The following is a 23304-nucleotide window of genomic DNA, read 5'->3' on the forward strand; positions in this document are numbered from 1 at the left end:
CCTGCTCAAGCTCCCGTCGCCGGCTCGCGCGGCGGCACTCGGGTGATCTTCGCACCGAGAGCGTTCAGCCGCTGGTCAATCAGTTCGTAGCCGCGCTCGATCTGCTGCGCATTGTTGATGACGCTCGTGCCTTCGGCGCAGAGTGCTGCGATCAGCATGGCCATGCCCGCACGGATGTCGGGGCTCTCGACTGTCGCGGCGCGCAGCTGCGAGGACCCGGCAACGATTGCGCGGTGCGGGTCGCAGAGGACGATCCGCGCGCCCATGGCGATCAGCTTGTCGACGAAAAACATCCGGCTTTCGAACATCTTTTCGAACATCAGCACCACGCCGTCACACTGCGTGGCCGTGACGATGGCGATCGACATCGTGTCGGCGGGGAAAGCCGGCCAGGGCTGGTCCTCGATCTTCGGGATGTGACCACCGAAATCGGCCTGGATCTTCATCTCCTGATCGGCCGAGACGATGAGATCGTCGCCGTCGATCCGGCACACGATGCCGAGGCGGGCAAAGGTCATCAGCGTCGACCGCAGGTGCTCGACACCCGCATCGCGGATGATGATTTCCGAACGGGTGACGGCGGCAAGGCCGATCAGCGAGCCCACCTCGATGTGATCCGGACCGATGCGGTACGAAGCGCCCTTCAGCGGCAGGCCGCCGCGAATGATCATCGTGTTTGTGCCGATGCCCTCGATCGTGGCGCCAAGGGCAATCAGGAAATGCGCGAGGTCCTGGACATGCGGCTCGGAGGCGCAGTTACGCAGGATCGTCGTGCCCTCGGCGGCGACCGCAGCACACAGAGCGTTTTCCGTGCCGGTGACGGAGGGCTCGTCGAGAAATACGTCGGCGCCGCGCAGGCCGTCCGTGTTGAAATGGTAGGCGCTGTCGACGGTGATCTGCGCGCCCAGTTCCCTAAGCGCAAGGAAATGCGTATCGACGCGACGGCGCCCGATCACGTCGCCGCCGGGTGGTGGAAGCGTCACCTTTCCGCAGCGCGCCAGCATAGGTCCGGCGAGCAGGATCGAGGCGCGGATCCGGGCGCAGAGGTGCGGATCGAGATCGGCGGGTCGCAGATCGGCCGCCTCGATCTCGAGTTCGTTCTGACCGAGCCAGACGGCCTTGGCGCCAACCGAACCGATGAGCTCGACAAGCGCCTCGACGTCGCGGATGCGCGGCACGTTGCAGAGCCGCACGGGCTGGTCAGTCAGCAGGCAGGCAGCGATGATCGGCAGCGCGGCGTTCTTGTTGCCGCTCGGCCGGATCTCGCCGGAAAGACGGTGCCCGCCCTCCACGATGTACTGGACTTTTTCGTGCGGCTGCGCTTGCGCCATGGGGCTCGATCCTTCCGATGCGGAAGGCCCTTATGGCACAAGCGTTCGAGTCGTGTCAGGCGCCGGTCGAGCGCTGCTGCATTTCCCAACCGTTTTGTGGAGGCGGAATTTCGGCGGACGGTGACGCCGAAGGTTGGTTCCGCTGGTTCTGCGTGTCCGGCGACCCGGTTGCCGATCAGCTTCGCTTGGTCCGCCAGCTGTCGGCATAGCTTTCGCGTGCCTGCGCCGCATAGGGGGTGGGTGCAACGCGCACGCGGATTTCCGTCTGCTTGTGCCGCTCCGTGGAAGTCTTGCCGGAACCGCCATCCGGCTCACCCCAGACGAGGCGAAGGATTTCACCTTCCTTGACATCCGCGTCGACCACGCCGAGCGACAGCATGCAGCGTTCGTTGTAGGAGTAGCCGTTGAACATCGACATGCCGACCCGCTTGCCGTCGCGCAGGATCAGGTCGGCGCTGGTCGAGGCATAGTTCGGCTGCGGGAAGTCGATCCACTTGTAGTGATCCTCGCTCGGCCGGAAGGCGGAGGCAATGACCTCGACCACATCCTCGGCGTTCCACTCGAAGGTCACCTTCCGGCGGCTGGTCTGGCCCTTCATCTTTTCAAGCGCTGCCTTGCCGATGAAATCATCCTTCTTCCAGCCGATGTAGAAGTCGTAGCCGAGCTCGAACGGATTGACGTAGTAGTCTTCGATATTGTCGGAGACGAAGCTGCCGCCGATCGAGCCCATGGCCTCGTAGCTGTCGGCTCCCAGCCAGTCTCGGTAGGCGGCCAGCATGCCGTCGCCGGTATAGATGCCCGGGAGCGGCGATGGGATCCAGCCGGATTCGAGCGTGTTCGTCGAATAGGCGCGGCTGCCGCAACGAACGAGATCGACACCGGCGTCTTTGGCCGCATCGAGGATGCAGGAGAGAATATAGCTCTTGTCCTCGTAAGGCCCCCAGATCTCCAACCCAGGAGCGCCGGACATGCCATGGCGCAGAGCCTGGACGGTCTTCGAGCCAACCTTAATCTGGTCGACATGGAAGAACTTGATCTCCTGGATCGGCCCGCCGTTCATCTTCTCGAAGATCCTCGGGGCGTCCGGCCCCTGGATCTGGTAGCGATAATGTGTGCGCAACACGCGTTCGCCTTCCGGGCGCGACGGCGAACGCGGATCATGCTTCAGTCGGACATTCCACTTGCCATAGGCAGCGCAGAACATCAGCCAGTTGGACGTCGGCGCGCGGCCGACGAGGATGAACTTGTCCTCGCGTTCGCGGAAGATGATGTGGTCGCCGATCACGTGGCCGTTCGGCGTCACCGGCACGAAGTGCTTGGCGCGGTTGAGGCCGAAATTGGTGAAGGAATTTATCCCGTGATGGCTGAGAAATGCTTCCGCCTCCGGCCCCTCGACGATCAGCTCGTCCATGTGGTGTGACTGGTCGAACAGCACGGCTGAATTGCGCCAGGCCGCCTGTTCGGTGCGCCAGTTGGCAAACTCTGGAGCCACCACCGGGTATACATACATGCCGGTCTTGGCGTTGCGCAGCAATTGAACTGCGTTCGGCGCTTCGGCCAGAATCTGGGACAAGCTCGATTTCATCTGAGGGCCTCCTCTCCTTCAAAGCAATCGTATGTATACATATGAACGCTGACGGAGGAGGATTTGCAAGTGCAAAAGGGGCGCTGCTGGGGACCGGCAGAAAAAGCCTGCTCGTTTGCCGACATGAATGCGCAGAACGTGCGCCATTCTCTCAGCCCTGGATGAGGGCCAGCGCCTTGACCTTTTCGAGAAGCGACGGATCCTCGTTGAGGATGTATTCGAGATTGCTCCGGGCCGTCCGTGCATGCTCGCGGGCGAGAGCCTCGGCGCGGCTTCCCTCGCGCATTTCGATGGCGCGCACGATGCCGCGATGCTGTTCCTGGGCAGTTCGCAGCGACCGCCGGAACGTGGCGATATCCGATCGGTCGGGCAGGAAGGCGGAGGGTGACGCGAAGGGCAGGGCGCTTGCTCGCTCCACTTCCCGGCGGATCACGTCGCTCTCTGTCAGACCGGCCATCTGCCGGTGGAAGATCTCGTTCAGATCCGCATAGGCGTCGAAGTCGACGTCCTCCGGTCGCTCGCCGAAGCACGCATCGAGACGGCTGACCGTATCCTTGATCTCCTTCAGGCGATGCGGTGCCGCACCCCGTTCGGCGGCGACGCGCGCGGCCATGCCTTCCATGACGCCGCGCACCTCGATCGAATCCACCACGTCGGAGAACCCGAACCGGCGCACCATGAAGCCGCCGCTCGGCAGACGGTCCAGCAGGCCTTCTTCCGCAAGTCGCGACAGGGCCTCGCGAACTGGCGTCCGGGAAATGTCGAGCAGTTCTGCAAGCGGCACCTCGAAGAGCCGCGTTCCACCCTGCAACTCGCCGCTCAGGATGCGTTCGCGAAGGTCTATGACCGCGCGCCGGCCGTGGGTTGCCGCTTCCGTGTGCCTCATCCGACGATCTGTCCTTTGTGTTCGCGTGTGTCCGGGCAAGTATTCATGGCTGTGCGGTCATCCAGTCGCGCCGGCCATCAGCTCTATTGGCTGCGAGTGTATACATAGCGGATCGACGCGTCACGCAAGCCGATGCTCCAAGGCATCTGGGATAAGTGCTGGCACGTGCGGCTTCGCGACAGCGTCTGCTCCTGCGGTTTCGAGCGTTTGAGATGCCGGGCAAGGCTAGCTAAAGATCATGCCGTCGAAGAGCTTTCGCGCTGTCCGCAGCACGGCTGCCTCGCGCACTTCGCCATCCTTCAGCGATACGATGACCGTCATCTCGCCCGTCGGGTGTTCGACGGAAACCTGCAGTCGGTCGCCTGTTCCAAGCGTTGCAAGCGCACGCGCCGGTCCGTCCGGCAGCAGGCAGGCGGTCGCGACGCTGACGGCGCCCAGAACGCCAATCGCGTCATGGCAGCGATGCGGGATAAAGGTCCGCGTTGAGATCGCGCCGCCCGCCCGCGGACGCGACACCATCGTCATTTTCGGAACGGATTTTGCCGACACGTCTCCGAGATCCATCATCTGACCGGCTTTGAGGCGGATCGCTTCCAGCCGCTCGCGCAAACTACTGTCGCCTTCGAGCACCTCGGGTGTCTCCGTGCCGGTGATGCCGACCGACGCCGCTTCGAGGATGACGCAAGGCATGCCGTTGTCGATGAGGGTGCAGGCAATGCCATCGATCACGTCAACCGTGCGGCCGGTGGGAAGAAGCGCGCCGCAAGAGGAGCCGGCGGTGTCGGCGAAGGTGATCGGGATGGCGGATGCCGTTCCCGGCACGCCGTCGATCCGCGCCTCGCCCGCATAACTGACCGAGCCGCCCGGCGTCGCGACACGCGCGATCGCCAGTTGCCCGGTGTTTTCCATGAAGATCCGCACCGTCGTCTCGCCGTCCGCAGCCGTTACCAGCCCGCGTTCAATGGCGAACGGACCGACTCCGGCGAGAATGTTGCCGCAGTTCTGGCCGTCGGAGACGATCGGCCGGTCGACGAACACCTGCAGGAAGAGATAGTCGACATCGACGTCCGACCGTTCGGAGCGTCTGACCACCGCGACCTTCGAGGTCAGCGGGTCGGCGCCGCCCATGCCGTCGATCTGGCGTGGATCCGGCGAACCGAGCGCGCGCAAGAGAAAGGCGTCGCGATCGGCAGGCAGATCTTCGGCCAGGAAATAGCCGCCCTTCGATGTGCCGCCGCGCATCCACATGCAGCGCACGCCCTGGCCGGAGGATGCGGTCCTGGCCTCAGACATATTTGAGACCCTTCTGCGCCAGCCTCGCACGCATGTCGTAGATGTCGAGCCCCAGTTCGCCTGACGCCAGCCGCGCCCGCTTGCTCTCCTCGAGAGCGACACGCGCCTCGGCTCTGTCGGCTACCTGCGCGGCATCGGCGGAGGGTATGACGCAGACCCCATCGTCGTCGGCGACAATCACATCGCCGGCATTGACGATGGTGCCGCCGCAGACGATCGACACGTTCACCGAGCCGAGCGTCTCCTTGACGGTCCCCTGCGCAAAGACCGCTTTCGACCAGACTGGAAAGTCCATCGCCCGCAGGTCGGCAGTGTCGCGCACGCCGGCTTCGATGATCAGGCCGCGACAGCCACGGGCGGCGGCAGAGGTCGCAAGCAGATCGCCGAAGTAGCCGTCCTCGCACGGGCTCGTCGGCGCCAGCACGAGGATGTCGCCCGCTTTCACCTGTTCGATTGCCACATGCAGCATCCAGTTGTCACCGGGCGGCGCGGAGATGGTGATGGCGCTGCCGGCGATCCGCCTGCCTTGCTGGATCGGCCTTATGCCGCTCGCCATGAGGCCGCGTCGGCCAGAGGCCTCGTGCACCGTCGCCACCCCGCAGGCGGCCAGCCTGTCGATGACGGAAGGTTCTGCGCGGGGTATGTTCCGGACGACGACCGCCATCACAGTTCATCCACGGTACGCGGGAAGATCGACTGGAAACCCTCCGCATGGCTGGATCGGCGACCGCCGGATTGGCCGCCCGAATTGCGCATGAAGTGATTGCCGCGGTTCTCGGCGACGTTCTTGTAGTAGTGCCAGAGATGTTCCTGGCCTTCCATGCACTGGATGGCGGCCCACTTCTTCTCCCAGACCGGCGAAATGTCGAGAAAGACATCCGGCTTCCATTCCATCTGTTCGGTCTGGTGAGGTTCGAAGAGATAGAGCTGCGGTGCGCCAAGCACTTTTCCGCCCGGATTGTGACCCCAAGCCTGGGCGATCATGCGGGCTTCCAGCGCCACCTGCGTCGCGTGCATGTGATCGGTGTTGTATGGGTCCCAGCGTGAGTGAGACAGCATGAATTCGGGCTGCACCGCGCGGATCACGTCGACCAGCCTGTCCTTGGCGGCGCGGTCTACCTCCAGCGGATAGTCGCCAAGGTCGAAGAACTGGAGATCGTGAACATCAAGCGCCCGCGCCGCATTCTCCGCCTCCTTGCGGCGCCCGGCCTTCACCTTGTCGAGCGTCATGTCCGGCAGCTTCCATAGCTTGGCGCTTTCGCCGCGCTCGCCGAACGACAGGCAGACAACGGTGACCTGGTAGCCTTTCTGCGCATGCAGCGCGATGGCGCCGCCGCAGCGCCAGACGAAATCGGCGGAGTGAGCGCTGATCACCAAGGCGGTCTTTGCCATCGGATTACTCCTTGCGGGCGACGGGCGGCGTGCCGTGCGTGTGGAAGGTGTCGATCGTCTTCAGGCCCCAGGCCTGCCCTTTTTTCCGCTCGGTCTCGGTCCAGGTAACGGTCGGCCAGTCGGGGCGCAGGATCAGCCTTGCGCCGGCATTGGCGAGTTCGACCCGATTGCCGGCAGGCTCCCAGACGTAGAGGAAGAACGTGCCCTGGATGGCGTGCTTGTGCGGCCCGGTCTCAATATGCACGCCGTTCTCAAGAAATATGTCCGCCGCCCGCAGGATGTCCTCGCGCTGATCGACCGCGTAGGTCACGTGATGGAAGCGACCGGTGGCGCCGGTTTGATCTTCCGAATAGGCGATGTCGTAACTCTTGTTGTTGACCGTGAACCAACAGCCGCCGAGCCGGCCATTGTCGAGTTGGATCTGCTCCGTCACCCGGCTGCCGAGTGCCTGTGTCATGAAATCGCGGATTTGCCGCACATCGGTCGCCAGCAGGTTCAGGTGGTCGAGCCGGCGCGGCGATGCACCGCGGCCGTGGTAACGCTGGGCGATGTTTTTCAGCGCCGGCCGTTCTTCGGGCGGCGGCTCATAGACCCGAGTGTCGTAGTAGATCTCGAAAACGTGGTCGTCCGGGTCCTTGAACCGGTAGGCGCGCCCATGGCCCTCATCGCCGTCGACCCATCCAAGGCCGCAGCCCATCTGTTCGATCGCCGCCACCCGCCGTGCAAGTGCCGGCTCGGACGTGGTGCGATAGGCGACGTGGCCGATACCGGTCGTCACATGACGGCTGAGCTTCAGCGTGTGAAACTCGTAGTCGTCGAAGGCGCGCAGATAGGCGCAGTCGCTTTCGATCTTGCTTGCCGTCAGGCCGTAGACGCGCGTGAAAAAGTCAAGGCTTTCATCGAAGCGATCTGTATAGAGCTCCACATGACCAAGATGCGCGACATCGAAACAGGGCTCGCTCATAGCCGTTCGCCGACGAGACTTGCCATCATATCGTCCCTCCCAAGACCCTATGACGCGTCACCTGCCAGGCAGGCTCCTCTGCATCAAGAGTGCCAGATGCCCCGCCCGTGCGCAAGCAATGAATACATGCCGGGGGAGTGGATGCTTCGTGTTGAGCCGGATGTGCCGATAATGCTCCACTGCAATACCGCACGGATTGCTCGATCCACGATTAATGTATACATTTGCAACGGTGGAGGAAGAGGATGGATGTGAGCAAGGAACGTCCGAACCAGCAGCTGTCCGGGCAGCCACCGAAGGCGGGCATGCCGAGCCTGCTCGACAACTGGTCGATCGAGGTGATGCCGCGCACGGCTGCCAAGATCGGCGACTTCCGGCAAATGCTGCCGGCGGGCACGCGCGTCTATCTTGCCCATATCGATGGCACGCCGATCGAAGACATGGTCGCCACGGCACGCCGTCTTCATCTCGAAGGGTTTGCGGTGATGCCGCATATCCCCGCACGATCTATCGCCGACGCTGGGATGCTGAAGGATTGGCTCGACCGCTACCGGTCGGAAGCCGATATCCGCCAGGCGCTGCTTCTGGCGGGTGGAAACTCCTCACCGCGCGGATCATTCGGCAGCTCGCTGGAGCTGGTGGAGACGGGGCTCTTCGACCGGATGGGATTCACGAACCTGCATTTCGCCGGCCATCCGGAAGGCAATCGCGACATCGATGGCGATCTGTCGACACGGCACGTCGATGCTGCCTTGCTGACGAAGCAGGCCTATGCGGAGCGGACGGATGCGCGCGTGGCGCTGACCACACAGTTCGGATTCGATACGAAGCCGATCATTGACTGGACGCAGAGGATCGCGGCGCTGGGTGTGGATCTGCCGGTGCATGTCGGCATCGCTGGGCCCGCCAGGCTCCAGACGCTCCTCAAATACGCGCTCTCCTGCGGCGTCGGCCCATCGCTGCAGATCCTTCAGAAGCGGGCGCTCGATGTGCGCCGGCTGCTGCTTCCCTACGAGCCGACCGAGGTCGTCGATGAACTCGAGGCCTACAGGAGGTCGCACCCGCAGAGCCTGCTGGCGCAGATCCACATATTTCCGCTCGGAGGCATCGAGGCGGCGGTCACATGGTGCCGCAAGCGATCGCAGCGAGGCTGAGGCGGCTCCGGCCCTCGTCACGGCGCAGGCTCGCACCTGGATCGTCACTGTGCTCGTCACCGGCGGCTCCTGCATCGCGAGCCTTTCTTAGGCGGCGCTGATGTGTGCTGCCTTCTCACTAATCGCTGAAAATCGGCGCCGATTACCCGCTGATGTCGATCGCCGTCGTTGTCATCGGTTGACAAGCGGTGTCGGGTAGAAATGTCAACGTTCCTGGCATATGGGAAGCGACGCTGTTCATGTTCCTGGTGGTGTCGATGCTCAACACCTGCGGCTTCGGAAGGCGTGATCATGACCGGCCTCATCATCGTCTGCGTCATCATTGCCGCCAACCGACCCGCCGGCCAGATGCGCTATGGTGCTGGTTGCGAACTCATCTTTAGCCATTCGGATAGACACCATGTCGATGCAGACCGCTTCACCCTACGAGATCCACGATCCCCGCTTCCGCCACATGGTAATCCAGAGCGCGCGGCTGGAGGAACTGTACCGCGACTGCCGCTGGGCAGAAGGCCCCGTGTGGTTTGCCGATCTCGACTGCCTGATCTTCAGCGACATCCCGAACCAGCGGATGCTTCGCTACGTGCCCGATCATGGCATATCGGTATTCCGCCAGCCATCCAACTTCGCCAACGGCAACACCCGCGATCGGCAGGGGCGGCTGATTTCATGCGAACATGGCGGAAGGCGCATCACGCGCACGGAAACCGACGGCAGCATCACCGTGCTGGCGGACCGCTTCGAGGGGAAGAGGTTGAATTCGCCCAACGACGTGGTGGTGAAGTCCGACGGCAGCATCTGGTTCACCGACCCGAGCTACGGCATCCTCTCGAACTACGAGGGCTATCAGGCCGAGCCGGAGCTTCCGACGCGCAACGTCTTTCGGCTCGATCCGCAAGACGGCAGCCTGTCGATCGTCGCGGAGGATTTTGGCCAGCCGAATGGCCTGGCGTTCTCGCCGGACGAGAGGCTGCTCTACATCGCCGATTCGGCTGCCAGCCACGACGAGACGTGGCCGCGCCATATCCGCGTCTTCGACGTCGTGGACGGGATGAGGCTCGTCAATGGCCAGGTGTTCTGCACCATCGACAACGGTCTCGCCGATGGCCTGCGGATCGACACCGACGGCAATGTCTGGACGAGTGCCGCCGATGGCGTCCATTGCTTCGCGGCTGACGGCACACTGCTCGGCAAGATCCTCGTACCGCAGACGGTCGCCAACCTGGCGTTCGGTGGGCCGAAGCGCAACCGCCTGTTCATCACCGCGACTAACTCGCTCTATTCGGTCTACGTCGCGGCGACCGGCGCGCAGTATCCGTGAGACGCAGTGCGGCCGCCATCGAGGGAGCGGCCGCTAGCGCATCAACGGCGCATGTCGAAGAGCAGGGCACGACCTTCGGTGACCCACTCGATATCGGGCAGCACTTCGTCACCGACCTGCAGCCCGTCACCGCCGGCCAACCGCTCGCCATCGATCATCGCCAGACCTTCGATGATGTGGACGAATGTCTTCCGGCCGGGTGCAACAGGAATAGGCGTCCGGTCACCCGCTTCCGGTTCGGCCAGGAACACCCGCGTATCCGAATTGAGACGCAGGGCCGCGCCGTCTCCCTCGCCACCCGCGACAAGGGTCCAGTCACCGCCGGCGGCCGCTGGGATGGCTGCCTGCTGGTAGCTCGGCGCGCCGCCGATGGTGTCCGGGATCAGCCAGATCTGCAGGAAATGCGCCGGATCCTTGCCCGAGTTGTTCATTTCGGAATGGCGGACACCGGAACCGGCACACATCAACTGTACTTCGCCAGGCTTGATCGTCACACGGTTGCCCAGCGTATCCTTGTGGGCCAGCGTGCCGTCCAGCACGATCGTCATGATGTCCATGTCCGCATGGCCATGCTCGGAGAAACCGGAGCCGGGCGCGATGCGATCTTCGTTGATGACCCGCAGGGCGCCATAGCCCATTCGCGTCGGATCCTGAAATCCGCCGAAGGAGAAGGTGTGGTCGCTCCTCAGCCAACCGGTATCGGTATGGCCGCGATTGGTATTTTCATGGATCAGCGTCATGGCATCTCTCCTCGGTCTTGTTTTGATACCAGGAAGATGAGGCAGATTACCCTGCAAGATAAGAGCAACCGAATTCAGCATTCTATTACATCCGGCGCAACAGTCCTCGTTGCGGATGAGGCGACAGGCCTCCGCGCGTGCAGATGAGCCGATCCGAAATAAGTTGATTGGATGGCTCATATTTAGTAGGGGCGGGACAGCAACCACAGGCGCAGGAAACGGCGATGGGCGGGAATGTATCGGCAGCCAGCGCGGATCTTCGCGACAGTCACGCATTCAGTACGGTGTCCCTGACGTTCAGTGTCGACGGGAGAACGCTTCTCGACCAGGTGTCCGTGGATTTCCGTCCCGGTGAGATCTCGGGACTTGTCGGTCACAACGGGTCCGGCAAGTCCACTTTGCTCAAGCTGCTGGCGCGCCAGCAGCGAGCGACATCGGGTTCGATCGCGTTTGCCGGGAGGCCGGTCGAGACGATCGGCTCGCAGGAGTTTGCGCGGGAGGTTGCCTATCTGCCGCAGGACGTCAGTGCGGCGAACAGCATGACCGTGCGCGAACTCGTCGCCTGCGGCCGCTATCCGTGGCATGGCGCGCTGGGCCGATTTACCGACAACGACCGTTCGAAGGTCGAGGAGGCGCTGGCGCTCACCCATATGGACGCGTTCGCCGACCGGTTGGTGGATACGCTTTCCGGCGGCGAGCGGCAGCGCGCCTGGCTGGCAATGTTGATGGCACAGGACGCAAGGTGCCTGCTGCTGGACGAGCCGACCTCGGCGCTCGACATCGCTCATCAGATGGAAGTTCTGGCGCTCGTGCGGCGTCTGTCGCGGGAGAAGGGCCTGAGTGTGATCATCGTGCTGCACGACATCAACATGGCGTGCCGGTTCTGCGACAGGCTGTATGCGCTGAAGCAGGGAAGGCTGATTGCTGCGGGCGCCGCCGCGGACCTGATGAACCCGCAGACCCTGCGCGACATCTACGGCGTCGAGATGAACGTGACGGCCCATCCGGCGCTCGACATTCCGCTCGCCTACGTATGCTGACCCTCGTGCAAAGCCCGCGATCGCGACGTTCGATTCTCGGCCTCCTGGCCGGCGGTCTCTGCCTGCCGAAGGTCGCTGGCGCTTCGTCATCGACTCTGAAGGTTGCCAGTCTCGACTACGGAATGGCCTCGACGCTCCTGTCGCTCGGTATCGTTCCAGTCGCCGTCGCATCGCTGGCGGACTGGGACCGCTGGGTGATCGAACCCGAAATGCCAGGTGAGGTGGTCGATCTCGGCTCCTCCTGGGAGATCAATTTCGAGGTGCTCGAAAGCCTGAGGCCCGATCTCATTCTGACGACGCCGTTCAACGCGGCGCTGACACCGCGCCTGGAGCAGGTTGCGCCGGTGCTGTCTTATGGTGTCTTCACGCCTGAAGGCGGCGACGTGCTGCCGAAGGCAGTTTCCGCGACACGCGCGATCGCCGCGCGCGTCGGACGTTCGGCAGAGGGCGAAGCCGTGATCGCCCGGACGGAAGAGTTTCTAGACAGCTGCCGCAGGCGCCTTGAGAAACGCGCGCCGCCGCCGCTGGCACTCGTCAACTTCATGGACGCGCGGCATATGCGGATCTATTCGGCGCCGGGTCTCTATCAGAACGTTCTTCAGAAGATCGGTGTCGAAAATGCCTGGCCGCACCCCGGCAACTTCTGGGGGTTCGAGGCGATCGGCATCGAGCGGTTGGCTGACATCACTGATCCGCGGGCAAAGCTCATCGCTTTCGAGCCGGTGCCGGCCGATGTCCTGCCGAAGCTGTCGGACAGCCCCCTCTGGCAGCAATTGCCGTTTTCGCGCCCGGGACAGACTGCGATCCTGCCCGGCGCCCTGATGTTCGGACTGCTGAGCGAGGCGATGCGGTTCGCCCGGCTGATTACCGAGCATCTGGAGGCGAACACGTGACGGCGCGCCAGCATTTAGGCCCTCTGGCAGTGACAAGCCTGCTGATGGGAATGGCCCTGGTGCTGGCCTGGCAGCAGGCGAGCACGCATTCGCTTCTGCCAGCCGCCGGCCGGCCGCTCAGCATGGACGAGACGGTCTTCTACTTTTCGCTGTTGCCACGCATGGCGACCGCCCTTATCTGCGGCGCAGCGCTTGCCCTTTCTGGTGCGCTGTTCCAGCAGATCCTGCGCAACCCGCTGGCTTCGCCGACCACTCTCGGCATCTCGGCCGGCGCCAATCTCGCCCTCGTCAGCGCCATGCTGGTAATGCCGGGGCTGCTCGGCGTAGGACGCGATCTGGTAGCGCTGATGGGGAGCGCCATCGCCGCCGGTCTGGTGTTCCTTCTCGGGGCGCGCCGAAGCTTCTCGCCGTTTTCGCTGGTCATGTCCGGCCTCGTCGTCAGCCTCTGGTGCGGGGCGCTTTCTGCCGTCCTGCTGATGCTCAACGAACGCTATCTCGTCAGCCTGTTCATCTGGGGAGCGGGCTCGCTGTCCCAGCAGAGCTGGGCCATCCCGTTGTCGCTGCTTCCGAAACTGGGCATCGGCCTGCTGCTGGCGCTACTCATCCTTCGGCCGCTGGCCGTCAACGAGCTGGGCGAGGCCGGGGCGACGGCGCTCGGGCTCAGGGTCGTCCATTTGAGGGTCGCCGCCGTGGTCATCGCCGTGGCATTGGCGGCCTTCGTCACCAGTGCTGTCGGTGTCATCGGCTTCATCGGCCTCGTGTCGCCGACGATTGCACGGCTGACGGGGGCGAGGCGGCCTGCGCCACTCCTGATCTGGTCGACGCTGATCGGCGCCAGCCTGCTCTTCCTCACCGACAGCGCGTTGCTGCTTGCCGCCGGCGTGTGGTCGGACCTGCTGCCGACCGGCGCGGTGACGGCCATCTTCGGCTCGCCGCTGCTGCTCCTTCTCCTGCCAAGGCTGAAGACGCGCCACCGGGTGGTCCAGGCGAGCGCGCCGCGGCACAGCAGACGGGTCTGGGGAAGTCGACCGCTTTTGGTCGTACTCGCGCTGGCGGTGATCCTGCTGGCCGTCGTGCTGTTCTTCGGACGCGCTCCGGATCTCAGCTGGACTTTGCTGCCCCCGGATCTCTGGTCCGATATCCTGCCGCTGCGGCTGCCGCGGATCGTTGCGGCCTTCGGGTCCGGAGCCATACTGGCGGTCGCCGGCATCATCATGCAGCGGCTGACCGGCAACGAGATGGCGAGCCCCGAATTGCTCGGCGTCAGCGCTGGCGCGACGCTCGGCGTGACCGTTGCCGTCTTCCTCGTCGGCGTCCCGGGGCTGCTCGGCCAGCTAGGCTTTAGTGCAATCGGCGCGCTGACAGTCCTCGGCGTGATCTTCATGCTTGCGGCACGGTCGGGACTGGCTCCGGAGCGGGTGTTGCTGGCCGGGATCGCGCTCAGCGCCATGGTCGATGCCGTCGTCGGGATCATCGGTGCGAGCGGCGATCCGCGGACGATCTTCCTGTTGCGCTGGCTGAGCGGCTCGACCTACACCGCGACCATGGAGAGTGCTCTGCTTGCACTTGGTGCGGCGGCGGTTCTCGTCAGCCTCTGCCACCTCTGCCGTCGATGGCTGGATCTTCTTCCGCTCGGTCCGTCTGCGGCCACCGCGCTCGGCGTTCATCTGCAACGGTCGCGCATCCTGCTTCTGGTGCTCGCCGGGCTCCTGTCGGCGGCAGCCACGATGAGTGTCGGGCCGCTGAGCTTCGTCGGGCTGATGGGGCCGCATCTTGCCGCACAGCTTGGCTTCCTGCGCGCCCGCGAGCAGATCTGGGGCGGAGCCCTGTGCGGTGCGATCCTGATGGTGCTGGCTGATTGGCTCGGCAGGAGCCTGATCTACCCGTATGAAATCCCTGCCGGCATCGTCTCGGCGCTCATCGGCGCGCCCTTCCTCGTCCTGCTGATGCGGCGGTCGGGGTAGCGCGCTCTTGTTTGCCAACCCGCAGCCCCAAGCGAGCGTTTGCGGGGGATTGTCGAATCAAGTCTTGACGCGACTCGGAACGCGCTGCAACTCTGTTACGGCAGTCGAGCGAATATCCCGTTAAAAGCCGTTACTGTTGTGTGTCGCTGTTAACTCAGGCATGTGGCGTATGGAGCGGACGGATGGAATCAGGATATCGATTCGGCGGTCGCGTATGTCAGGACGACTTTGACAGCGCGGCGTGACAGAAAAAAGGACATGCCGTCGATGGCGCGCAGCAAGGCAATCAAAATGAAGACGCAAGCCGGTGCGGAGATGCGCCAGCCGGCCGACGCGACCATTGCTGCCGATGCCCAGGCTCTGTCCGAGCAGCTGAAGTCGATGCGCGAGCGGCTGTTTCCGCCGACGGCGAGCAAGACGCTGCGGGCATTCTCGTCGGGCGAGGCGGCCAAGCTGATCGGCGTTTCCGACGGCTATCTGCGCCAGCTGTCGCTCGCGGGCGAGGGGCCACAGCCGGAAACCGGTGCCGGCGGTCGGCGGTTCTACTCGCTGTCGGATATCAACGCGTTACGCTCCTATTTGGCGGACCAGGCACTGTCCAAGGGCAACCACGCCAAGGCGCGGTCCTACCTGCCGCACCGCGATCCGTCCCGCGACGAGCACATGCAGGTTATCTCGGTGACGAACTTCAAGGGCGGGTCGGGCAAGACGACCTCTGCCGTGCACCTCGCCCAGTATCTGGCGCTGACCGGTCATCGCGTGCTTGCCATCGACCTTGACCCGCAGGCCTCGCTTTCGGCGCTGTTCGGCTATCAGCCGGAACTCGATCTCACGGGCAACGACACTCTGTACGGCGCGATCCGCTACGATGCAGAAGCCCGGCCACTGTCCGACATCATCCGCCCCACCTATTTTACCGGGCTTGATATCGTGCCGGGCAATATCGAGCTGCAGGAATTCGAGCACGAGACGCCGCAGGCCTTGGCCCGCCGCCAGAGCGGCCAGGATTCCGGGCCGCTGTTCTTCGCCCGCATCCAGGCGGCACTCGATACGGTCGAAGATCGATACGACGTGGTGGTGATCGACTGCCCGCCACAGCTCGGCTACCTGACCTTGTCATCGCTTTGTGCCTCCACCTCTGTGGTCGTGACCGTTCATCCGCAGATGCTCGACGTTGCGTCGATGAACCAGTTCCTGTTCATGACCTCGGACCTGCTGTCGGTTGTGCGCGAAGCCGGCGGCACGCTGAACTTCGATTTCCTGCGCTACCTGGTGACCCGCTTCGAACCGAACGACGGTCCCCAGACGCAGATCGTCGGGTTCATGCGCTCGCTGTTCGGCGACCGCGTGCTGACGGCGCCGATGCTGAAGTCGACAGCCGTCTCGGATGCCGGACTGACCAAGCAGACGCTGTACGAAGTCGGGCGCGAGAACTTCACACGCAGCACCTACGACCGCGCCGTGGAGGCGATGAATGCGGTCAATGGTGAAGTCGAAGCATTGATACATTCGGCCTGGGGCTGGTGACCCGGGTGGGAAGGGTAAGATGATGGTGGGTAGCCGCAAAAACGAGCTAAAGGCGCTGTTCGGCGGAGGTCTGTCCCCGGCGCCTGCAAAGCCGTCCGTGACGCCGTCCGATGCCGCGGAAGGCAAGGAGACGCCGGTGCCACGCTCGGCTTCCGGCGCCATCAAGGCCATGGGACTGTCGCTCGGCTCTATCGCCAAGGATGCCGAGGAGGCGCGTGCGCTCCGCCAGGCCCTTAATGACGGCGAGCGCATTCTCTCGGTGCCGACCGACCGGATCGAAGCATCATTCGTCGAGGATCGTCTACAGATCGCCGATCATGACGACGAAGACTTCCTGGCACTTGTGGACAGCATGCGCGACAGCGGCCAGCAGGTGCCGGTGCTGCTGCGTCCTCACCCGACTGTCGAGGGTCACTATCAGACCGCCTATGGTCACCGCCGCATACGGGCGGCCTCGCGCCTCGGCATTCCGATCAAGGCGGTCGTGCGTCCGCTTTCGGATGACGAGCTGGTCCTGGCGCAGGGCAAGGAAAATGCCGAGCGCCGCAATCTGTCGTTTATCGAGCGCGCGATCTTTGCCCGCAATCTTGCCGGCCGCGGCTTTGAACGCAAGGTCATCGGCGAAGCGCTATCCGTCCAGAAGAGTGAACTGTCGCGCCTCATGCAGGTCGTTGACGCGGTTCCCGAGCGGTACATCCGGGTTATCGGTGCAGCGCCGAAGGCAGGTCGCGATCGCTGGATGAAGCTCGGCGAACTGCTGCAGCGGGAGGATCGGCGCGGTGAAGCCGATGCCGTGACGGCGAAGTCGGATTTCCTCAGGGCCGATAGCGACGGCCGATTCCAGATGCTGTTCGATCGGTTGTCGCAGGCTCCGAAAGCCGCATCACCGAAGGCCTTTGACGTGAAGGACGCTCGCGGTCGGCCATTCGCCCGCATGCGGCGCGATGGGCGCACCGCCCGCATCGATTTCTCGGCGGAGGTCGATCCCGCCTTCCTAGACGAGGCTGCAGAGGTTCTCGCCGATCACTACAACAGGTTCCTGGCGTCCCGAAAGACCGGCTGAGCGGCGGCGGGATCAAGCCCGCGCGGGACGACGGACAGGCCTTCGGGCCACTGCATCTAACTGACGCTCGAAAGGAAACACGAGAGCAAGAAAAAAGGCCCCCAAAACGTCACCATTTCGGAAGCCCTCTTCTATGTAGCAATTCGAGAGAATCACTTCCAAGGTCGAAAGTCAAGAGTCGGCGGCATTTTTGCCGATCCCGAAGCTGCGTTCTGACGCCTGATGGCTGCCGTCGAAGGACCCGCTTGCCTCCGAACGGAGACGACCATGGTCGACAGATTGGCAACGACGCCATTCGGCGGCGCGCCTTTGCGCGCGAAAAATTTTGTCCGCATGCGGGATGCAGAACGCCACCAGGAGCGGCTGCGCAACGGCGAAGGCGGCAATGAAACCGGTACGGCGGAGAAGTGGCAGTTGATCCGTGCCCTGACCGAAGCCCGCGATATCTATGGTCTCTCCGACCGTTCGATCGCGGTGCTCGAAGCGCTGACCAGCTTTCATCAGGATCGTCGGCTGGACGGCAAATCACCGATCATCGTCTTTCCCTCCAACGCAGAACTCTCGATCCGCTGCCGTGGAATGTCGCCCGCAACGCTGCGGCGGCATCTCGCCGCTTTGGTCGATGCCGGGTTCATCTTCCGCCGCGACAGTGCCAACGGCAAGCGCTATGCGCAGAGGAATGACAGCGGGCTTGTCGAGAACGCCTTCGGCTTCGATCTGGCACCGCTTGCCTTGCGCGCAGCAGAGATCTTCACGCAAGCGGACGCGGAGCGGGAGAGGGCGCGACAGGTAGCGAGAATCCGTGCGGAAATGACCCTTCATCTCAGGGACGTCGCAAAGACGATCGAGGCGGCGCTGCACGAAAACCGCACGGGAGACTGGGAGGACTTTTCGCTCAGGCTGGTGGCTCTTTCCGGGAGAGTACCGCGTGTTGCCGACGCCTCCTTGCTGAAGCAGCGGGCCGATGCGCTCCTGCGCCTGCGTGCGGAGGTTGAGGCAGCCTACCTAAATAGTCTTTCCGAAGAAGAAATGAGCGCCAATGAGTCCGCTTCTGAGCGCCATATTCAGAATTCAAATACAGACCTAAATTCTGAATTAAACGGCATTGACCCAAATACCCGGCCGGCCGCCAGCGCGGATGAACCTTCCCCTCGGCGCAGTTCATCGATCGGGCTGAAGCAGTTCCTTTCCTGCTGCCCGCAACTCAAGGATTACGCCCGTGACGGCATCAAATCCTGGAAGGATGTTGTGGCGACGGCGGATCTCGTCCGCTCAATGCTCGGGATCAGTCCGAGTGCCTGGGCGGAGGCGCGCAAGGCGATGGGCGAAATCGACTCCGCGATCGTCGTTGCGGCCATACTCGAACGTGCCGAAGATATCCGCTCCCCTGGCGGTTACCTGCGCGATCTGACCCGCAAGGCGGAAAAAGGCAGGTTCTCCGTTCAACCCATGTTGAAAGCGCTGAAGGCGTGACGCGTGTTGCGCTCCGGTTCGGAGGTTGCACTCTAGGGGTCGGGCATGTCGCGACGTCTGGCTCGCGCCCTGCCCGACGGTTGAGAACCTGAAGGGTTGGCGAGAAACATTTGCATGGCGGTTTGCGAGTGGGCCTGCCAGTTCTTTGGCACGCGGCGGAGAGTATGTTAGAGGTTGCTTCGTCCAATCTCGTTGCCATCGCCGCAGGATGCATGCTCTCTTTCGATGTCCGTCGTCACCTGGAATGCTCGCATTCATGCCGCTGCCGCACGACTTGCGACATCTGCGGATATCTACGGCGACTGCCGGATCGAATTTCTGGCAGGGACGTTTACATTTGCCACCTGGCATCTATTCTCAGCTGGATATTCGTTTCTCTCCGTCAACCAAATCGCGGGTTTAGCTGGCATTTCTCGCTTGCAGACAATCTTGCCATTGGAGCCGCCCTTTGAATCCAACGGATCAGGATCTCGAAGCTTGCGCCAGCGAGCCCATCCGCATCCCGGCCGCAATCCAGCCGCATGGCGCGCTCTTCGTGTTGCGCCCGGAGGACTGGGTGGTCGTGCAGGCTAGTGCCAATCTGCGTTGCCACCTTGGTGAAATGGTCAGGCTCTCCGCTAGGCCGGAAGGCGAGATCGCCAATCATCTGGAAGCGATCTCCAACTGGTATCGAAGCGACGAGGCATTCTTCCAGACATCGCTGACGGGCGTGCAGATGACGATGATCGCCCACCGATCCGGCGGATCGGTCGTTGTCGAGGTCGAACCGGCCGATCCGCGTCCGCTGGACCAGGTGTTCGCTTCAATGCGCAGCTTTGCGCAGCGGCTGGCCAGCCAGCCGGATATCCCGTCCTCGCTGGATACGTCGGCGCAGTTCGTTCAGCGACTGACCGGGTTCGATCGCGTCCTTGTCTACAGGTTCGATACGTCCTGGAACGGTCAGGTGGTGGCCGAAGCCGGCAATGGCAACCTGCCCTCCTATCTCGACCTGCGCTTCCCGAGCGGTGATATCCCCGCCCAGGCCCGGGCGCTCTATGCGACCAATCGCCTGCGCATCATTCCCGATGCAGATTACATGCCAGTGCCGATCGAGCCGTCAGACGATCCGGCGACCGGCGCACCCCTCGATCTCGGCTTTGCCCAGCTGCGCAGCGTCTCGCCCGTGCATCTGGAATACATGCGCAACATGGGCACCGGCTCGTCGATGTCGGTGTCGATCATGGTGGACGGAAAGCTGTGGGGACTGATTTCCTGCCACAGCGTCATGGCTCATCTCGTGCCGCATTCCATTCGCGAGAGTTGTGATTTCCTGGCCCAGTCGCTGGCGATGCGAATTTCGGCGCAGGAACGCACGGAGGATGCGGCAAGCCGCGTCGAGCTGGCGCAGGTGACCAGCCGGTTACTGGCGCGGATGTCGTCAGCTGACGACTGGGTTGATGGTCTGGCTGGCGAGGATGAGCTTCTTCTCTCCCAGGTCAACGCGGCAGGCGCAGTGCTGGTGACCGACAGCGCTTACCGCCCGGTCGGAAATGTGCCGGATGAGGCTTCGGTTCGCGGTATCATCGCCTGGCTGTCGGAGCGCCAGGATGGGGATTTCCACGCAACCGATGCGCTGGCGCTGGAATATGCCCCCGCTGCCTCGTTCTCGCATCTCGCGAGCGGCATCATCGCCATTAGGATTTCGGAACTCTACCCGAACTGGCTTATCTGGTTCCGTCCGGAGGTGGTGCGGACCGTCAAATGGGGCGGCGATCCGCACAAGCTGGTGAAGGAGAGCGGACGCATCCATCCACGCGTGTCTTTCGATGCATGGCGGGAGCTGGTCCGCATGCAGGCCTCGCCCTGGCAGGAGGCGGAACGTGCCGCTGCGCGTGAGCTGCGATCGACGATCGTCGGCGTCGTACTGCGCAAGGCGGAGGAACTCGCCGAGATCAGCAACGAGCTGCAACGGTCCAACCAGGAGCTGGAGGCATTCTCCTACTCCGTGTCCCACGATCTGCGGGCGCCGTTCCGTCACATCGTTGGCTTCGCGCAACTGCTGCGGGAGCGGGAGACGTTGCTGGATGAAAAATCGCAGCACTATCTGCAGACGATCTCCGACGCCGCGGTTTCAGCCGGCCGGCTCGTCGACGACCTGCTGCACTTCTCCCAGCTCGGACGGGCGTCCATCACCAACCGTCCGGTCGATATGGACAAGCTGGCTGCCGAGGTCGTGCGGACGATGAAGCTGTCCCATATGGAACGCAGCATCAACTGGTCGGTCGGCAAGCTGCCCGTCGCCAACGGCGATGCGACGCTACTGCGCCAGGTGTGGTTCAACCTTGTTGACAATGCCGTGAAATACACAAGCACGCGCGAGCAGGCGGAGATCAGCATTGGCGGCGAACAGGTGGGCGACATGATGCTCTACTGGGTGCGGGATAACGGCGTCGGGTTCGACATGACCTATGTCGGCAAGCTTTTCGGCGTCTTTCAACGGCTGCAGCGGGCTGAAGATTTTGAAGGAACGGGGATCGGTCTGGCTTTGGTGCGCCGGATAGTCGATCGTCACAATGGGAGCATCAAAGCGGAAGGCGAAATCGATCGGGGTGCATGCTTCACCTTCGCCTTGCCGTCAGCCGAAAGGAAAGGCCGCGCTATTGCCTGAATTGCGTCCGATACTACTTGTCGAGGATAGTCCTCGCGACCTTGAACTGACTTTGGCGGCGCTGGAAAAGTGCCAGCTGGCGAACGAGATCATCATCGCCCGCGATGGCGCCGAGGCGATGGAATATCTGACGGCCTCGGGTAGCTTCCATAACCGGCCGCATGGGGATCCGACGGTGGTTTTGCTCGATCTCAAGCTGCCGAAGATGGACGGTCTCGAGGTGCTAGAAAGGGTCAAGAAGAATGAACGGCTGCGACATATTCCGATCGTCATGCTCACGTCTTCACGCGAGGAGCTGGATCTGGTCCGCAGCTACGAACTCGGCGTCAATGCCTTCGTGGTAAAGCCGGTGGAGTTCACGGAATTCTTCAAGGCTATTCAGGATCTCGGTGTCTTCTGGGCACTGCTCAACGAACCGCCACCAGGACAGATACGCAATGGCAAGCTTTGAACATCAGCAGCACCGCGATCCGGCCCGGATTCTGCTGCTGGAAGACAGCAACCTCGACGCGGAACTGATCTGCCAGCATCTGGAACAGTTGCAGCCGGCGCCCGAGGTGCGGCGCGCCGTCAATCGTGCCGAATTCATCGCGGCGCTCGACGATATCGGCTACGACGTTATCCTTGCCGACTTTTCCCTCCCGGATTTCGATGGAATGGCGGCACTTCAGCTGGCTCACAGCCGTGTTCCGGAGACGCCGTTCATCTTCGTGTCAGGCGTGCTGGGCGAAGAGGCGGCGATCGAGAGTTTTCGGCGCGGTGCGACCGATTATGTGCTGAAGCAGCGGCTGATCCGTCTCGCGGCTGCCGTCGAACGGGCGCTCGCCGAGGCGAACGAGCGTGCGGAACGCCGTCGCGGCGAACTGCACCGCGAGCTTCTGGTGCGTGAACTCAGCCACCGGGTGAAGAACACGATGGCGATGGTCATGTCGATCGTCCGACGGACGGCCCGCAACACCGGCAGTGTCGAGGACTATGTCGAAAACCTGATGGGCCGTCTGCGCGCCATGGCAGATGCGCATGCGCTGCTGTTCGAGACGAACTGGAACCGTGCCAGCCTGATGGATGTCGTGCAGCGGACGCTTGCCGCCAAGGCCCATCATGCAAACCGTGTCGATGTCGCTGCCGGCTCCTATACGCCGTTCGATCCGAAATCGGCTCTCGCCTTCAGCATGGTGTTGAACGAACTCATCACCAACGCCATCAAATACGGATCGCTGAGCAACGACAGCGGCAGGGTGCTCTTGTCCTGGTCGATCGATCGACGCGAAAACGGCGATGAGATGGTAAACTTCCGCTGGCAGGAGCGCGGCGGTCCGGAGGTTTCGCAGCCCGGCATTCAGAGCTTCGGCACGACGCTGATCAAGCGGACGATCGAGTATGAGCTGCTGGGAGAAACCGAAATGGATTATGCGAAGGAAGGCCTGACCTGCACGATCGCTTTTCCGCTTCGACCGATTGAAGAAGCGGCGCCGGGCGCGTCACTCTCCAGCTTCGGCCTGCATGGGACTGAAGACTTCAGACACTAGCTTCTCGAGACCGACGGGGCTCCAGGGTTTGGGGAGAAGCGGAAGCTCCCCAAGCTTCGAGCGCAGTTCGGGAAGTTCTGCATAGCCGCTGCAGACGACAACCGGCACGTTGTGCCGCTTCAAGCAGTCGATCACCGGAAAAGAAAATTCGCCGTTCAGGTTGAGATCGACGACTGCGCCGACGAGATCGAGCTCGGGGATGGCTTCGAGCGCCTGCGACACTCGGCAGAACGGGCCGACAACCTCGAATCCCAGGTCCGTCAGATGGTCTTCCATGTCCATCGCCAGAAGCATGTCGTCTTCCAGGACCAGGATGGCGGAACGGCGTCCACGCAAGGCTGTATTCACGCACTCATACTCTGTTGATCCAGCTTGATCGGCCAGTCGGTAATTGCCGCTGGCGCCGTCATTTTCAAGTAGCAGTGCGTCCGAACCATGCTTTTTCCAAGCCGGTGAGATCGCTCTGCATCAGGCCCGACCGGCGGTACCGTTGCGGATGGCA

20 protein-coding genes and 1 pseudogene are annotated in these 23304 nt (G+C 63.0%); 12 read left to right on the top strand and 9 right to left on the bottom strand.

Features of this window, described 5'->3' with window-relative positions; all coding sequences use genetic code 11:
- Window positions 1–5: 5 nt before the first annotated feature.
- The 7 genes from murA to AAIH46_RS15240 form a co-directional block, all read right to left on the bottom strand.
- A complete protein-coding gene (gene murA / locus AAIH46_RS15210) occupies window positions 6–1331 on the bottom strand; it encodes a UDP-N-acetylglucosamine 1-carboxyvinyltransferase (RefSeq protein WP_430306808.1) in 1326 nt (441 codons plus the stop codon).
- 175 nt (window positions 1332–1506) lie between these two features.
- Complete coding sequence (gene ligM / locus AAIH46_RS15215; RefSeq protein WP_430306809.1) at window positions 1507–2916, bottom strand: vanillate/3-O-methylgallate O-demethylase; 1410 nt, start codon at window positions 2914–2916, stop codon at window positions 1507–1509.
- A gap of 151 nt (window positions 2917–3067) precedes the next feature.
- A complete protein-coding gene (locus AAIH46_RS15220; protein WP_430306810.1) occupies window positions 3068–3802 on the bottom strand; it encodes a GntR family transcriptional regulator in 735 nt (244 codons plus the stop codon).
- A gap of 225 nt (window positions 3803–4027) precedes the next feature.
- Window positions 4028–5095: a 4-oxalomesaconate tautomerase gene (locus AAIH46_RS15225; protein ID WP_430306811.1), complete on the bottom strand. Its 1068-nt coding sequence runs from the start codon at window positions 5093–5095 to the stop codon at window positions 4028–4030.
- Window positions 5088–5759 (bottom strand): 4-carboxy-4-hydroxy-2-oxoadipate aldolase/oxaloacetate decarboxylase, encoded by a 672-nt coding sequence (locus AAIH46_RS15230; RefSeq protein WP_430306812.1) that lies wholly within the window; start codon window positions 5757–5759, stop codon window positions 5088–5090. The genes AAIH46_RS15225 and AAIH46_RS15230 overlap by 8 nt, the downstream gene beginning before the upstream one ends.
- Window positions 5759–6487, bottom strand: a complete 729-nt coding sequence (locus AAIH46_RS15235) for a PIG-L deacetylase family protein (protein WP_430306813.1) — start codon at window positions 6485–6487, stop codon at window positions 5759–5761. The genes AAIH46_RS15230 and AAIH46_RS15235 overlap by 1 nt, the downstream gene beginning before the upstream one ends.
- 4 nt (window positions 6488–6491) lie before the next feature.
- Window positions 6492–7451: a VOC family protein gene (locus AAIH46_RS15240; protein WP_430306814.1), complete on the bottom strand. Its 960-nt coding sequence runs from the start codon at window positions 7449–7451 to the stop codon at window positions 6492–6494.
- Between the two features lie 245 nt (window positions 7452–7696).
- On the opposite strand from AAIH46_RS15240, the gene AAIH46_RS15245 reads away from it, so the two are divergent.
- The 3 genes and pseudogenes from AAIH46_RS15245 to AAIH46_RS15255 all read left to right on the top strand — a co-directional run bounded on the left by AAIH46_RS15245 (window position 7697) and on the right by AAIH46_RS15255 (window position 9926).
- Window positions 7697–8605, top strand: coding sequence for a methylenetetrahydrofolate reductase (locus AAIH46_RS15245; protein WP_430306815.1), 909 nt, complete (start codon window positions 7697–7699; stop codon window positions 8603–8605).
- Between the two features lie 122 nt (window positions 8606–8727).
- Window positions 8728–8956: pseudogene (locus AAIH46_RS15250) on the top strand (ABC transporter permease); the annotation flags it as partial.
- A 55-nt stretch (window positions 8957–9011) separates the two neighbouring features.
- Entirely contained in the window at window positions 9012–9926 is a 915-nt protein-coding gene (locus AAIH46_RS15255; RefSeq protein WP_430307333.1) for an SMP-30/gluconolactonase/LRE family protein, read from the top strand.
- A gap of 41 nt (window positions 9927–9967) precedes the next feature.
- Here the strand turns inward: AAIH46_RS15255 and AAIH46_RS15260 are convergent, their stop codons facing one another.
- Complete coding sequence (locus tag AAIH46_RS15260) at window positions 9968–10666, bottom strand: pirin family protein (RefSeq protein WP_430306816.1); 699 nt, start codon at window positions 10664–10666, stop codon at window positions 9968–9970.
- Between the two features lie 224 nt (window positions 10667–10890).
- Here AAIH46_RS15260 and AAIH46_RS15265 point away from each other — a divergent pair, with 224 nt between their 5' ends.
- The 9 genes from AAIH46_RS15265 to AAIH46_RS15305 all read left to right on the top strand — a co-directional run bounded on the left by AAIH46_RS15265 (window position 10891) and on the right by AAIH46_RS15305 (window position 22802).
- Entirely contained in the window at window positions 10891–11706 is an 816-nt protein-coding gene (locus AAIH46_RS15265) for an ATP-binding cassette domain-containing protein (RefSeq protein WP_430306817.1), read from the top strand.
- On the top strand, window positions 11700–12599 hold the full coding sequence (locus AAIH46_RS15270) for an iron-siderophore ABC transporter substrate-binding protein (RefSeq protein ID WP_430306818.1): 900 nt from the start codon (window positions 11700–11702) through the stop codon (window positions 12597–12599). Before AAIH46_RS15265 ends, AAIH46_RS15270 begins: the two co-directional genes overlap by 7 nt.
- Window positions 12596–14563, top strand: coding sequence for a Fe(3+)-hydroxamate ABC transporter permease FhuB (gene fhuB, locus AAIH46_RS15275; RefSeq protein ID WP_430306819.1), 1968 nt, complete (start codon window positions 12596–12598; stop codon window positions 14561–14563). The genes AAIH46_RS15270 and fhuB overlap by 4 nt, the downstream gene beginning before the upstream one ends.
- 291 nt (window positions 14564–14854) lie before the next feature.
- Window positions 14855–16090 carry a plasmid partitioning protein RepA gene (gene repA, locus AAIH46_RS15280; protein ID WP_430306820.1) on the top strand — a complete coding sequence of 412 codons (1236 nt, stop codon included), beginning with the start codon at window positions 14855–14857 and terminating at the stop codon, window positions 16088–16090.
- A gap of 19 nt (window positions 16091–16109) precedes the next feature.
- Window positions 16110–17153, top strand: coding sequence for a plasmid partitioning protein RepB (gene repB, locus AAIH46_RS15285; RefSeq protein ID WP_430306821.1), 1044 nt, complete (start codon window positions 16110–16112; stop codon window positions 17151–17153).
- A 267-nt stretch (window positions 17154–17420) separates the two neighbouring features.
- Window positions 17421–18626, top strand: coding sequence for a plasmid replication protein RepC (gene repC, locus AAIH46_RS15290; protein ID WP_430306822.1), 1206 nt, complete (start codon window positions 17421–17423; stop codon window positions 18624–18626).
- 448 nt (window positions 18627–19074) lie between these two features.
- Window positions 19075–21273, top strand: coding sequence for an ATP-binding protein (locus tag AAIH46_RS15295; protein WP_430306823.1), 2199 nt, complete (start codon window positions 19075–19077; stop codon window positions 21271–21273).
- Window positions 21266–21724, top strand: a complete 459-nt coding sequence (locus AAIH46_RS15300) for a response regulator (RefSeq protein ID WP_430306824.1) — start codon at window positions 21266–21268, stop codon at window positions 21722–21724. The genes AAIH46_RS15295 and AAIH46_RS15300 overlap by 8 nt, the downstream gene beginning before the upstream one ends.
- Window positions 21711–22802, top strand: a complete 1092-nt coding sequence (locus AAIH46_RS15305; protein ID WP_430306825.1) for a sensor histidine kinase — start codon at window positions 21711–21713, stop codon at window positions 22800–22802. Before AAIH46_RS15300 ends, AAIH46_RS15305 begins: the two co-directional genes overlap by 14 nt.
- Here the strand turns inward: AAIH46_RS15305 and AAIH46_RS15310 are convergent.
- A complete protein-coding gene (locus AAIH46_RS15310) occupies window positions 22755–23138 on the bottom strand; it encodes a response regulator (protein WP_430306826.1) in 384 nt (127 codons plus the stop codon). The genes AAIH46_RS15305 and AAIH46_RS15310 overlap by 48 nt on opposite strands.
- Window positions 23139–23304: the final 166 nt, after the last annotated feature.

Origin of the sequence: Rhizobium sp. 0TCS1.26, from assembly GCF_050455525.1 — a bacterium.
Lineage (GTDB): Bacteria > Pseudomonadota > Alphaproteobacteria > Rhizobiales > Rhizobiaceae > Neorhizobium.